Source organism: Embleya sp. NPDC055664 (assembly GCF_053618075.1).
On record NZ_JBSHGZ010000005.1, the window covers coordinates 227,156 to 239,405 of the forward strand.

The following is a 12,250-nucleotide window of genomic DNA, read 5'->3' on the forward strand; positions in this document are numbered from 1 at the left end:
GGCCGGGCCCCGGTCAGTCGACCGGATCCGCCGGGTGCGGCGCGATCGGCCGACCGCCGGCCAGCCGGGCCCGGCACGCCTCGACCAGGACCGCGTAGGCCGCCTCGCCCATCAGCTCGCGCAGCTCCGGCCCGTAGGACTCGTACACCGGCTCGCCCGCGCCGTGCGCCTCGGTGCTCCCGGTGCACCACCAGTGCAGGTCGTGGCCGCCCGGGCCCCAGCCCCGGCGGTCGTACTCGCCGATCGTCACCATCAGCACGCGCGTCTCGTCCGGGCGGTCGATCCAGTCGTAGGTCCGCCGCACCGGCAGTTGCCAGCACACGTCCGGCTTGGTCTCCAACGGATGCACACCCTCACGCAGCGCGAGCGCGTGCAGCGAGCACCCGGCGCCGCCGGCGAAGCCGGGCCGGTTCAGGAACACACACGCGCCGTCGACCAGCCGGGTGCGCTTGTCGCCGTCCTCGAACTCGCTGACCCCCTTCCGGGCGGCCAGGTCGTGGAACTGCCAGGTCTGCGGGGTCAGCCGTTCGGCCCAGGCCAGCACCCGTTTCTCGTCGTCCTCGTCCGACCAGTGCGCGCCCAGCGAACAACACCCGTCGGGCGCCCGCCCGGCCACCACGCCATGGCAGCCGGCACCGAAGATGCACTGCCAACGCGAGGTCAACCAGGTCAGATCGCAGCGGAACAGCTGATCGGCGTCGTCGGGGTCGGGAAACTCGAACCAAGCACGCGGAAAATCCAGGTCTACCTCAGGCACACCACCAGCGTAGAGCGCCGGGCGGGATGTCCGGTTCGGCAAAGGCGTGGCAAGCGAGGGAACGCCCCCGCTCGCCCGCCCGGGTCGACGGATTACCTTCGTCACCATGCGACTCGGTGTTCTCGACGTGGGCTCGAATACGGTCCACCTGCTCGTGGTCGACGCCCATCAGGGTGCTCGGCCCCTTCCCGCGTACTCGCACAAGCGCGAGCTGCGCCTGGCCGAGCTGCTGGAGCCGGACGGGAGCATCGCCCCGCACGGGATAGATCTGCTGGTCCGCACGATGGCGGCGGCGCTCGAGGTGGCCGAGGACAAGGGCGTCGAGGACCTGCTGCCGTTCGCCACCTCGGCGGTGCGCGAGGCGGCCAACTCCGAGGCGGTGCTCGACCGGGTGCGGAGCGAGACCGGGGTGGACCTGCAGGTGCTCACCGGCGCGGACGAGGCCCGGCTGACCTTCCTGGCGGTGCGCCGCTGGTTCGGCTGGTCCTCCGGTCGGCTGCTCGTCCTGGACATCGGCGGCGGCTCGCTGGAGATCGCGGCGGGCGTGGACGAGGAGCCGGACGCGGCCGCCTCGCTGCCGCTGGGCGCGGGCCGGCTGACCCGGAACTGGCTGCACACCGACCCGCCCACGGCGGACGAGGTACGGGTGCTGCGCAAGCACGTGCGGGCCGAGATCGCCCGCACGGTCGCCGAGTTCAGCCGACTCGGCCGGCCCGACCACGTGGTGGCCACGTCCAAGACGTTCAAGCAGCTCGCCCGGATCGCTGGCGCGCCGTCCTCGGGGGAGGGCCCCTACGTCAAACGTTCGCTGAGCCGGACCGGGCTGGCCGACTGGCTGCCCCGGCTGGCGACGATGACCGCGACCGAGCGGGCCGCGCTGCCGGGGGTGTCGGTGGGACGCGCGCCGCAGCTGGTGGCCGGCGCCATAGTGGCCGACGCCGCGTTGGACCTGTTCGACGTGAACACGTTGGAGATCTGTCCGTGGGCGCTGCGGGAGGGGATCATCCTGCGCCGGCTGGACTGGATGGACTGAGGCCCGCCGGCGGCGACGCGTCGGGTCGGGACGAATCCGGCCGATCGGGGCCGATGAGGTCGAGCCGGACGGGGCGTCGGGTGGCGATTCGGTTCGGATCGGACGCGCCGATGCGGCGGGACGAGGTCGATCCGGCGGTCGATGGTTCTACTCTGGGCGACGTGGCCGACCACGACATACTCACGGGTACGGGGTCCGACCCCGCCGCGGCACGCGTGCCGGACGCGGTGTTGCGGGTGCCCGACGCAAAGATCGCCCTGTCCACCGCCTCCGTGTACCCCGAGTCCACCGCGGACGGTTTCGAGATCGCGGCCCGGCTCGGCTACGACGGTGTCGAGGTGATGGTCTCGACCGATCCGGTCAGCCAGGACATCGAGGCGCTGCGCCGGTTGTCCGACCACCACGCGATGCCGATCCTGTCCGTGCACGCGCCCTGTCTGCTGATCACCCAGCGGGTGTGGGGCACCGACCCGTGGGCCAAGCTGGTGCGCGCGCGGGACGCGGCGATGCGGCTGGGCGCGCGCACGGTCGTGGTGCATCCGCCGTTTCGCTGGCAGCGCAGCTACGCCCGCGACTTCGTGCGCGGGATCGAGCGCATGGCCGGCGAGACCGACGTGCTGTTCGCGGTGGAGAACATGTTCCCGCTGCGCTACCGGGACAAGGAGGTCGCGGCGTACGCGCCGGACTGGGACCCCGCCGACGAGGACTACCGGCACTTCACCCTCGACCTGTCGCACACCGCGACCTCGCGCTCGGACGCGCTGGACATGCTGGCCCGCATGGGCGACCGGCTCGGGCACGTACACCTGGCCGACGGCAGCGGCTCGCTCAAGGACGAGCACCTGGTGCCCGGACGCGGCACCCAGCCGTGCGCGGAAGTCCTGGAGCACCTGGCCCGCACCTCGTTCACCGGCGCGGTCGTGCTCGAGGTGAACACCCGCCGGTGCGGCAGTCGCGCCGAGCGCGAGGCCGACCTCGCCGAGGCGCTGGCGTACACCCGGCTGCACCTGGCGGCCGAGGCCGGGGCGGAGCGCCGGCATGGCTGACCCGAAGACCGCCGCCGACGCGCCCGACGTCCGGCGGCGCGGTCCGGGCAGGCCGCCCGGTCGGCGCGGGGATGCCTCCCGGACCCGGACCGGGATCCTGGAGGCGGCCCGCACCGAGTTCGCCGCGCGCGGCTACGCGGGCGCGTCGGTCCGGGCGATCGCCCGCGGCGCCGGGGTGGATCCCGCCCTCGTGCACCACTACTTCGGCTCCAAGGACCGGGTGTTCATCGCGGCCATGGACCTGCCGCTGGACCCCGCGACACTGGTCGGCACGGTGTTCGCGCACGGTGTCGAGCACGCGGGCGAGCGGCTGGCCGAGTCGTTCGTGGCGCTGTGGGAACACCCGGACACCGGCACCCGGCTGTTGGCCATCCTGCGCACCGTGGTGCTGGACGGGGGCGGCAACCCGGCCTTTCGCGAGTTCGTCGGCGCGGAGTTGACCACGCGCCTGGCCGAGGGCATCGGCGGCCCGGACGCGGCACTGCGCGCGAATTTGTGCGTGAGCCAGCTGCTCGGGGTCGCGCTGACCCGCTACGTGGTGTGCCTGGAGCCGATCGCCTCGACGCCGCCGGCCGAACTCGTTCGCCGGCTCGCACCGATCCTCCAGCGTCACCTGAACGGCTGACCGACCGCCGCGCGCCCACCCGCACGACGCCCCGGCCGGCCCGGCGCCGGCGCATGTCCTCCAACCCCCGCCGACGGTCGCATCGTGGACGGCCGCGCCGTCGTTCCCGGCCGCGGACGTAAGCTCGAAAGCACCCGGATCCACCGGTGAATTGCTGAGAGGGTGTGTGCAGTGCCGCAACTCAGGTCTCGGACGGTCACCCACGGTCGCGAAATGGCGGGCGCTCGCGCGCTCCTCATGGCCGCAGGCGTCAAGCGTGCGGACTTCGGCAAGCCGATCATCGCGGTCGCCAACAGCTTCACCGAGTTCGTACCGGGGCACACCCACCTCCAGCCCGTCGGCCGCATCGTCTCCGAGGCGATCTCCGCCGCCGGCGGCATCCCGCGCGAGTTCAACACGATCGCCGTCGACGACGGCATCGCGATGGGCCACTCGGGCATGCTCTATTCGCTGCCCTCGCGCGAGCTGATCGCCGACGCGGTCGAATACATGGTCAACGCGCACCAGGCCGACGCGATCGTGTGCGTGTCCAACTGCGACAAGATCACCCCCGGCATGCTGATGGCCGCGCTGCGGCTGAACATCCCCGCCGTGTTCGTCTCCGGCGGTCCGATGGAGGCCGGCACCGCGGTGATGGTGGACGGTCGGGTGCGTCCGCACCTGGACCTGATCACCGCGATCGCCGACTCCGCGTCGGACAAGGTCTCCGACGAGGACCTGGAGCGGATCGAGGACGCCGCGTGTCCGACCTGCGGGTCGTGCGCGGGCATGTTCACCGCCAACTCGATGAACTTCCTGGTCGAGGCGATGGGCCTGGCGCTGCCGGGCAACGGCTCGGTGCTGGCCACGCACACCGCGCGCAAGGCGCTGTACGAGGGCGCGGGCCGCACGATCGTGGAGATCACCAAGCGCTACTACGAGCAGGACGACGAGAGCGTGCTCCCGCGCAACGTGGCCACCCGCCAGGCGTTCGAGAACGCGATGGCGATGGACATCGCGATGGGCGGCTCGACCAACACGATCCTGCACCTGCTCGCCGCCGCGCAGGAGGCCGAGCTGGACTTCACCATGGCCGACATCGACGCGCTCTCGCGTCGGGTGCCGTGCCTGGCGAAGGTCGCGCCGAACAACGCGCCGTACCACGTGGAGGACGTGCACCGGGCGGGCGGCGTGCCGGCGCTGCTCGGCGAGCTGTACCGGGCCGGGCTGCTGCACGAGGACGTCACCTCGGTGCACGCCGACTCGCTCGCCGAATGGCTCAAGACCTGGGACGTGCGCGGCGGTTCGCCCTCGGCCGAGGCGGTCGAGCTGTTCCACGCGGCGCCGGGCTGTGTGCGCTCGGCCACCGCGTTCAGCCAGTCGGAGCGCTGGGACTCGCTCGACCTGGACGTGGCCTCGGGCTGCATCCGCGACGTGGCGCACGCGTACAGCCGCGACGGTGGCCTGGGCATCCTGTACGGCAACCTCGCCGAGGCGGGTTGCGTGGTCAAGACCGCCGGCGTGGACGAGTCGATCTGGACCTTCTCCGGCCCGGCCGTGGTGGTCGAGTCGCAGGAGGAGGCGGTCGACGCCATCCTGACCAAGCGGGTCAAGGAGGGCGACGTGGTGGTGGTCCGCTACGAGGGCCCCAAGGGCGGTCCGGGCATGCAGGAGATGTTGTACCCGACGTCGTTCCTCAAGGGTCGCGGGCTCGGCGCGAAGTGCGCGTTGATCACCGACGGGCGTTTTTCCGGCGGCACCTCGGGGCTGTCCATCGGGCACGTCTCGCCCGAGGCGGCGGCCGGCGGCGCGATCGCGCTGGTGCGCGACGGCGACATCATCACCATCGACATCCCCAATCGCCGGATCGAGCTGGAGGTCTCCTTCGAGGAGCTGGCCGAGCGGCGCGAGCACCTGCTGCACGACCTGGGCAAGTACCGCCCGGCGAAGCGCGAGCGGGTGGTCAGCACGGCGCTGAAGGCGTACGCGGCGATGGCCACCAGCGCGGACAAGGGCGCGGTGCGGGACGTGTCGTTGTTCGACTGACGCGTCGCGCGTAGCACGTTTTCGAAGGGGCGTCCCGGCTGCGGCCGGGGCGCCCTTTTTCGGCTCACGGGGTCGACCGGCCCCCATGGTCGCCCCTTTGTCGACTGGGGGAAATCGTAGGGAATCGCTTGACGGCGTCAGGGGGGAAGCGCATATTCAACACATGATGAATTATGGCGAGGACGCGATCCGCGCCGAAGGGCTGCGGGTCGTGCGCGGCGGGCGCGTGGTGCTCGACGACGTCTCGTTCGCCGTGCCGCGCGGGAGTGTCACCGGGCTGCTCGGGCCGAGCGGGTGCGGCAAGAGCACGCTGATGCGGGCGATCGTCGGCGTGCAGGCGCGGGTGAGCGGGCGGCTGGACGTGCTCGGGCTGCCCGCCGGGCATCGGCGGCTGCGCAGCGCGATCGGCTATGTGACGCAGGCGCCGTCGGTGTACGCGGATCTGACCGTGCGGGAGAACCTGCGCTACTTCGGCCGGCTCCTCGGCGCCGCGGCCGACGACCTCGACCGGGTGCTGCGCGAGGTGGACCTGACCGATCGGCAGGACGCCGCGGTGGCCCGGCTGTCCGGCGGGCAGCGGGCCCGGGTGTCGCTGGCCGCCGCGCTGCTCGGGACACCGGAGCTGTTGGTCCTGGACGAGCCGACGGTCGGCCTGGATCCGGTGTTGCGTCGCGACCTGTGGGGCCTGTTCCACCGGCTCGCGGCCGGCGGCGTCACGCTGCTCGTGTCCAGCCACGTGATGGACGAGGCCGAGCGCTGCGAGCGGCTGTTGCTGCTGCGCGACGGCGCGCTGCTGGCCGACGACACGCCCGGGGCGCTGCTCACCCGTACCGGGACCCGGGACGCGGAGGCGGCCTTCCTGGCGCTGGTCGACGCCGCCGCCGAGCCGGGACCGGCCGCATCGACCGCCGCGACCGCATCCGCCCCGAGGAGCACGTCATGACCGGCACCGCCACCACCGCCACCGCCCGCCGGGTGCTCGGCCAGTTGCGGCACGACCCGCGCACCGTCGCGCTGATGCTCCTGGTGCCGTGTGTGCTGCTCACGCTGCTGTACTGGCTCTACGACGACCGGCCGGAGCAGTTCGACCACATCGGCGGGCCCTTGCTGGGGATCTTCCCGTTCGTGGTGATGTTCCTGGTCGCCTCGGTGGCCACGCTGCGCGAGCGCTCGACCGGGACGCTGGAGCGGCTGCTCACCATGCCGATCGGCAAGATGCAGCTGATCGGCGGCTACGCGCTCGCGTTCGGGATCGTCGCGGTGCTCCAGGCGACGGTGGCCACCGGGCTCGCGATCGGGCTGCTCGATCTGGACGTGGTCGGGCCGACCTGGCTGATCCTGTGCGTCGCGGTCCTGAACGCGCTGCTCGGGATGGCCCTGGGCCTGCTGGTGAGCGCGTTCGCCGACACCGAGTTCCAGGCGGTGCAGTTCCTGCCCGCGGTGATCCTGCCGCAGTTCCTGCTGTGCGGGCTGTTCGTGCCGCGCGATCGTATGCAGCCGGTGCTCGAAGCGGTCTCCGACGTGCTTCCGCTGTCCTACGCGGTGGACGCGATGACCCGGCTCTCCACCGAGCACGAGGTCTCCGGCCTGCTGCTGCGCGATGTCGCGGTGATCGCCGGCTGTGTGCTCGCCGCGCTCGGGCTCGGGGCGCTGACCCTGCGCCGGCGCACCCCCTGAGCGGCCCGGGACCCGCGTCGGGGCCCACCCTCGGACACGTGTACGTACCGTACGGTGGCCATCGTGGGCACCGGGCGTGCCCCTGACGGACCAGGAACGCGAGAAAGTGTGGGGCCATGGCTCAGCGGGTCGCCGTCGTCGGCACCGGGAAAATCGGTGAAGCGCTGTTGTCCGGGATGATCCGGGCGGGCAAGAGCCCCGACGACCTCCTCGTCACCACCCGTCGCGCCGAACGGGCCGAGGACCTGCGCCGCCGCTACGGCGTCGAGGCGGTGAGCAACGCCGAGGCCGCCAAGGCCGCCGACATCCTGATCCTGACCGTCAAGCCGCAGGACATGGGCGCGCTGATGGACGAACTGGCCCCGCACGTTCCCGCCGACCGGCTCGTGGTCAGCGGTGCGGCGGGCATCACCACCAAGTTCCTGGAGGCCCGTCTGGCCGCGGGCACCCCCGTGGTGCGCGTCATGTCCAACACCCCCGTGCTCGTGGACGAGGGGATGAGCGCGATCTCCGGCGGCGCGCACGCCACGGAGTCGCACCTGGAGCGGGTCGAGGAGATCTTCGGATCGGTCGGCAAGACCATCCGGGTCCCGGAGAAGCAGCAGGACGCGGTCACCGCGCTGTCCGGCTCGGGGCCGGCCTACTTCTACTTCCTGGTCGAGGCGATGACCGACGCCGGCATTTTGCTCGGCCTGCCGCGCGCCGCCGCGCACGACCTGATCGTGCAGGCCGCGATCGGCGCGTCGGTGATGCTGCGCGACTCGGGCGAGCACCCCACGCTGCTGCGCGAGGCGGTGACCTCGCCGGCCGGCACCACGATCGCGGCGATCCGCGAGTTGGAGAACCACGGCGTGCGTGCCGCGCTGCTCGCCGCCCTGGAAGCCGCGAGCAACCGTTCGCAGGAGATCGCCGAGGGCCTTTCGTGAGGCCGGAGCTGGTCCTGTTCGACAACGACGGCGTGCTGGTGGACAGCGAGCCGATCGCCAACCGGGTGCTCGCCGCGTTGCTCACCGAACTCGGCGTGCCCACCGCCTACGAGGACTCGCTGCGCGACTACCTCGGCGGCACCATGGCCCGGGTGCACACGATCGTTCGCGAGCGGGACGGCGTCACGCTGCCCGAGGACTTCGATCACGTCTACCACGAGCGGGTGTTCGCCGGATTCCGGGCCGAGCTCGAAGCGGTGCCGGGGGTCGTCGACGTGCTGGCCGCGCTGGACGCCGCGGGCGTGCCGTACTGCCTGGCCTCCTCCGGCACGCATGAGCGGATCCGGCTCGCGCTGACCCGTACCGGGCTGATCGGGCGTTTCCCCGAATCGGTCATCTTCAGCAGCCAGGACGTCGCCCGGGGCAAACCCGCGCCGGACCTGTTCCTGCACGCGGCGGCGACCATGGGCGTCGATCCCGCGCGCTGCGTGGTGGTCGAGGACAGCCCGCTGGGGGTCGAGGCCGCGCGGGCGGCCGGGATGACCGTGTACGGTCACGCCGCGATGACGCCGGCGGAACGGCTCGCGGACGCCGACGCGCTGTTCAAGGACATGGTCGAGCTGCCGGGACTATTGGGCATTTGACGGATTTCGCCGGGTTTTGTCCGGTCGGCGAATCTGACGGTTCATCAAAAGATCTCCTCGGCCCCTGTCCGTGGAAGTGACCCGTCGGTAGCGTGCTCGCCCATGCGGGTGAGAGAACCGGCCGCCGGGTCGGCCAAGGACGAGACGCTGCGCCGTGCGCGGTTCAGCCTGCTCGCGTGCTTTTTGATCCAGGGCGTGTCCTTCGCGCTGCTCGTCACCCGGATCCCGGCGATCCAGCGCCGCTACGACATGGGCGACGGCACGCTCACCGCGGTGCTCTCCGTGGTGCCGATCGTCGCGGGCGTGGGCAGCGTGATCGCGGGCGCCCTGGCCCGGCGATTCGGCAGTCGTACCGTGCTGCGGATGTCCCAGCCGATCGTCTGCGCCACCCTGATCGGGGTCGGCGCCGGGGACGGGCTGTGGCAGTTGGCGATCGTGCTCTTCGTGTTCGGGCTGTCCCTGGGCGCGGTGGACGCCACGATGAACATGCAGGGCGTGGCGATCCAGGCCCGCGCGGGGCGCAGCATCATGCTCGGCTTCCACGCCTCGTACAGCCTCGGCGGCCTGGCCGGGGCGGGCACGGCCGGGCTGTGCGCGTGGGGCGGGGTGCCGCTGGTCGCGATGTACGCGGGCGCCGCCGCGCTGACCGTGCCGGCCCTGCTCGTGGTCGGCCCCGGCTACCTGCACGCGGACGACGCGCCGCAGGTCGTGGCCGCCGATCCGGAGCGGCCCCGCCGCACCCTGCCCTGGCGTCCGCTGATCCCGCTGTGCCTGGTCATGACGTTCGCCTACATCGGCGACTCGACGGTGGCCAACTGGAGCGCGGTCTACCTGGAGAAGGTGCTGGACAGCTCCGAGGCGTTCGCGGTGGTCCCCTACATCGCATACATGGTCACCACCCTCGTCGGCCGCAGCGTCGGCGACCTCGCGGTGCGGCGCTGGGGCATGGTCGAGGTGGTCCGCGGCGGTGCGGTGGTCGCGGCGGCCGGATTCGCGGTCGTACTCGCCGCCCCGCACGCCGCGGTGGGCCTGCTCGGCTTCGTGATCCTGGGCGTGGGGTTGTGCGTACTGGTCCCGCAGACCTTCGCCGCGGGCGGTCGGCAGTCGCCGGAGGACGCCGACGAGGCGGTCGCCCGACTCAACATCTTCAACTACGTCGGCTTCCTGATCGGCACCCCGCTCGTGGGCGGGATCGCCGACCTGGCCTCGTTCCGCCTGGCGATGCTCGTGCCGCTGTTCCTGGTGCTCGCCGTACTGCCGCTCGCCCGCGCCTTCGCCCCGCACGGTGAACCCGCTCACGACCGATGATCGGGAGCCGACCCGGGCGGTAGCGTGACCGCATGAGTCGAGCGGTGCACGTGCTGTGGGACGACGGGATGACCGGGTACGACTTCGGATCGTGGCACCCGATGAACCCGGTCCGGCTGCGCCTGACCATCGACCTGATCCGCGCGTTCGGGCTGCATACCCTCCCCGAACTGCGGGTGCGCAGCCCGAAGTCGGCAACCGACGCGGACCTGGCCATGGTGCACACCGACGAGTACACCGCCGCCGTGCGCGCCGCCTCGCTCGACCCCCGGATCGCCGACGGCACGTTCGGGTTCGGCACCGAGGACACCCCCGCCTTCGCCGGGATGCACGAGGCGTCAGCGTTGATCGCCGGCGCCTCGATCGCCGCGGCCGAGGCGGTGTGGCGCGGGCCGGAAGACCCCGACGGCGCGGACCACGCGATCAACTTCGCGGGCGGGCTGCACCACGCGATGCCCGACGCCGCGGGCGGGTTCTGCATCTACAACGACCCGGCGCTCGCGATCGCGCGCCTGCTCGAACTCGGCGCCGAGCGGGTCGCGTACGTGGACATCGACGTACACCACGGCGACGGTGTGCAGCGGGCGTTCTGGGACGACCCGCGGGTGCTCACGATCAGCCTGCACGAGAGCCCGCGCTTCCTGTTCCCGGGCACCGGTTTCGCGAGCGAGATCGGCGGGCCGGACGCCGAGGGCTTCGCGGTCAACGTTGCGCTGCCGCCCGGCATCGCCGACGCCGCGTGGTTGCGCGCGTTCGACGCCGTGGTGCCGCCGCTGCTTGCGGACTTCCGCCCCGACGTGCTGGTCACCCAGCACGGTACGGACACCCACGTGGACGATCCGCTGGCCCACCTCGCACTGAGCCTCGACGCGCAGCGCACGGCACACGCCGCGCTGCACGCGCTGGCCCACGAACACGCCGGCGGGCGCTGGATAGCCACCGGCGGCGGGGGCTACGCGACCGTCGACGTGGTGCCGCGCTCGTGGACGCACCTGGTGGCGGAGGCGGCCGGTCATGCCATCGAGCCCACCCGCGAGGTGCCGCTCGACTGGCGCGAGGAGGTCCGGATGCTCACCCGCCAGGCCGGTCCGCACCGGATGACCGACGGCGGGACCGGCGATTTTCGGCCGTTCTCCACCGGATACGACCCGGCGGACCGCACCGACCAATCGATTCTGGCCACCCGGCGGGCGGTCTTCCCGGTGCACGGCCTCGACCCGATGTTCGACCTGTGACCCGGTGGTCCCGACGCCTGCGGTGACCCCGACCCGTGACCCAAGGAGCTGTGCGTGACCGTTGCGGTTCCCACCCCCTCGGAGCTTCGCTCCCATCTCGTGCGCGGCCGGATCGCCGGCGACGTGGCGACCACGAGGGAGAACAACCTCCGGCACTACCGACTGATGAGCGAGCGGCATCCCGGCCATCTGTTCGGCCTGGAGCCGGACGGTCGGTGGACCGCGGACGACGTACTCGCGCTGATGGCGCGCCGTTGCGGAGTGGTGGCCGACCCGGCCCACCGCAGCGGGCAGGACACCATCGACCCGGACCTGACCGTGGCCGCGCTGGACGCGTACGCGGACCGGATCGCGCTCGCCGCCGAGCGTCGTGAGCGGGTGATCGTGGCCACGGGCCACCCGAACGGGCTAGGCGATTGGTACCGCACGCTGGCGCGCGTGTTGCGCGAGGCGGGGTGTACGCTCCTGCGCCCCGCCGCCGGGTGGAGCTATCGCACGCCCACGGCCGAGGGTGGGCACAGTCGCGCGATCCGGTATCGGGGCGACGTGGCGATGGTGGTGGACGACGCGGGAGATTTCCGACACACCCACTCCGCGCGCGGGATCCGGGCGATGCTGGCCGAGCTGGCGGCCGGGTCCGAGCCGCTGCCGGATCTGCTGATCGGCGACCACGGCTGGGCCGGAGGCGCAGGTCAGGCGGGGGTTGCGGCGATCGGCCTCGCGGATTGCAACGACCCCGCGCTGTTCGTGGCGGCCGAGGAGGGGCGGGTCGAGGTGGTCGTCCCGCTTGACGACAACGTGGCGCCACACCTGTACGAACCGGTCATGGCGTACGTGCTCGATCGGTCCGGACTGTCCGGAATCGATCGGTAAAGCAGCCTGATGGGCGATTCAGGTGGGATAACTACTCCTCTTCCCCACTGGTACCACACGCCACTACTCTGGAGGGACGCACGTGCGTGTGGCAGTCGCCG

General features: G+C 72.1%; 12 protein-coding genes. 11 read left to right on the plus strand and 1 reads right to left on the minus strand.

Going from position 1 to position 12,250, the window contains the following annotated elements; all coding sequences use genetic code 11:
* Window positions 1–13 precede the first annotated feature (13 nt).
* A complete protein-coding gene (locus tag ACWGR4_RS11205) occupies window positions 14–757 on the minus strand; it encodes a hypothetical protein (protein ID WP_379999106.1) in 744 nt (247 codons plus the stop codon).
* 106 nt (window positions 758–863) lie between these two features.
* Here ACWGR4_RS11205 and ACWGR4_RS11210 point away from each other — a divergent pair, with 106 nt between their 5' ends.
* The 11 genes from ACWGR4_RS11210 to ACWGR4_RS11260 all read left to right on the plus strand — a co-directional run bounded on the left by ACWGR4_RS11210 (window position 864) and on the right by ACWGR4_RS11260 (window position 12,149).
* Complete coding sequence (locus tag ACWGR4_RS11210; protein ID WP_379999108.1) at window positions 864–1,790, plus strand: Ppx/GppA phosphatase family protein; 927 nt, start codon at window positions 864–866, stop codon at window positions 1,788–1,790.
* A gap of 230 nt (window positions 1,791–2,020) precedes the next feature.
* Window positions 2,021–2,836 (plus strand): sugar phosphate isomerase/epimerase family protein, encoded by an 816-nt coding sequence (locus tag ACWGR4_RS11215; protein WP_452133249.1) that lies wholly within the window; start codon window positions 2,021–2,023, stop codon window positions 2,834–2,836.
* Complete coding sequence (locus tag ACWGR4_RS11220) at window positions 2,829–3,461, plus strand: TetR/AcrR family transcriptional regulator (RefSeq protein ID WP_452133244.1); 633 nt, start codon at window positions 2,829–2,831, stop codon at window positions 3,459–3,461. The genes ACWGR4_RS11215 and ACWGR4_RS11220 overlap by 8 nt, the downstream gene beginning before the upstream one ends.
* 171 nt (window positions 3,462–3,632) lie before the next feature.
* Complete coding sequence (gene ilvD, locus ACWGR4_RS11225; RefSeq protein ID WP_379999112.1) at window positions 3,633–5,486, plus strand: dihydroxy-acid dehydratase; 1,854 nt, start codon at window positions 3,633–3,635, stop codon at window positions 5,484–5,486.
* A gap of 163 nt (window positions 5,487–5,649) precedes the next feature.
* Window positions 5,650–6,429 carry an ABC transporter ATP-binding protein gene (locus ACWGR4_RS11230; protein WP_452133245.1) on the plus strand — a complete coding sequence of 260 codons (780 nt, stop codon included), beginning with the start codon at window positions 5,650–5,652 and terminating at the stop codon, window positions 6,427–6,429.
* Window positions 6,426–7,163 carry an ABC transporter permease gene (locus ACWGR4_RS11235; RefSeq protein WP_379999116.1) on the plus strand — a complete coding sequence of 246 codons (738 nt, stop codon included), beginning with the start codon at window positions 6,426–6,428 and terminating at the stop codon, window positions 7,161–7,163. Before ACWGR4_RS11230 ends, ACWGR4_RS11235 begins: the two co-directional genes overlap by 4 nt.
* Before the next feature lie 116 nt (window positions 7,164–7,279).
* A complete protein-coding gene (proC, locus tag ACWGR4_RS11240; protein ID WP_379999118.1) occupies window positions 7,280–8,089 on the plus strand; it encodes a pyrroline-5-carboxylate reductase in 810 nt (269 codons plus the stop codon).
* Window positions 8,086–8,733, plus strand: coding sequence for an HAD family hydrolase (locus tag ACWGR4_RS11245; protein WP_452133246.1), 648 nt, complete (start codon window positions 8,086–8,088; stop codon window positions 8,731–8,733). Before proC ends, ACWGR4_RS11245 begins: the two co-directional genes overlap by 4 nt.
* A gap of 102 nt (window positions 8,734–8,835) precedes the next feature.
* On the plus strand, window positions 8,836–10,041 hold the full coding sequence (locus ACWGR4_RS11250) for an MFS transporter (protein ID WP_452133247.1): 1,206 nt from the start codon (window positions 8,836–8,838) through the stop codon (window positions 10,039–10,041).
* 32 nt (window positions 10,042–10,073) lie between these two features.
* Window positions 10,074–11,276 carry an acetoin utilization protein AcuC gene (locus tag ACWGR4_RS11255; protein WP_452133248.1) on the plus strand — a complete coding sequence of 401 codons (1,203 nt, stop codon included), beginning with the start codon at window positions 10,074–10,076 and terminating at the stop codon, window positions 11,274–11,276.
* Between the two features lie 54 nt (window positions 11,277–11,330).
* Window positions 11,331–12,149 (plus strand): phosphatase, encoded by an 819-nt coding sequence (locus ACWGR4_RS11260; RefSeq protein ID WP_379999127.1) that lies wholly within the window; start codon window positions 11,331–11,333, stop codon window positions 12,147–12,149.
* Window positions 12,150–12,250: the final 101 nt, after the last annotated feature.

Coding starts and splice junctions, on each gene's coding strand:
- ACWGR4_RS11210 (WP_379999108.1), top strand. CDS start 864: ATGCGACTCGGTGTTCTCGACGTGGGCTCGAATACGGTCCACCTGCTC.
- ACWGR4_RS11220 (WP_452133244.1), top strand. CDS start 2,829: ATGGCTGACCCGAAGACCGCCGCCGACGCGCCCGACGTCCGGCGGCGC.
- ACWGR4_RS11230 (WP_452133245.1), top strand. CDS start 5,650: ATGATGAATTATGGCGAGGACGCGATCCGCGCCGAAGGGCTGCGGGTC.
- ACWGR4_RS11235 (WP_379999116.1), top strand. CDS start 6,426: ATGACCGGCACCGCCACCACCGCCACCGCCCGCCGGGTGCTCGGCCAG.
- proC (WP_379999118.1), top strand. CDS start 7,280: ATGGCTCAGCGGGTCGCCGTCGTCGGCACCGGGAAAATCGGTGAAGCG.
- ACWGR4_RS11250 (WP_452133247.1), top strand. CDS start 8,836: ATGCGGGTGAGAGAACCGGCCGCCGGGTCGGCCAAGGACGAGACGCTG.
- ACWGR4_RS11255 (WP_452133248.1), top strand. CDS start 10,074: ATGAGTCGAGCGGTGCACGTGCTGTGGGACGACGGGATGACCGGGTAC.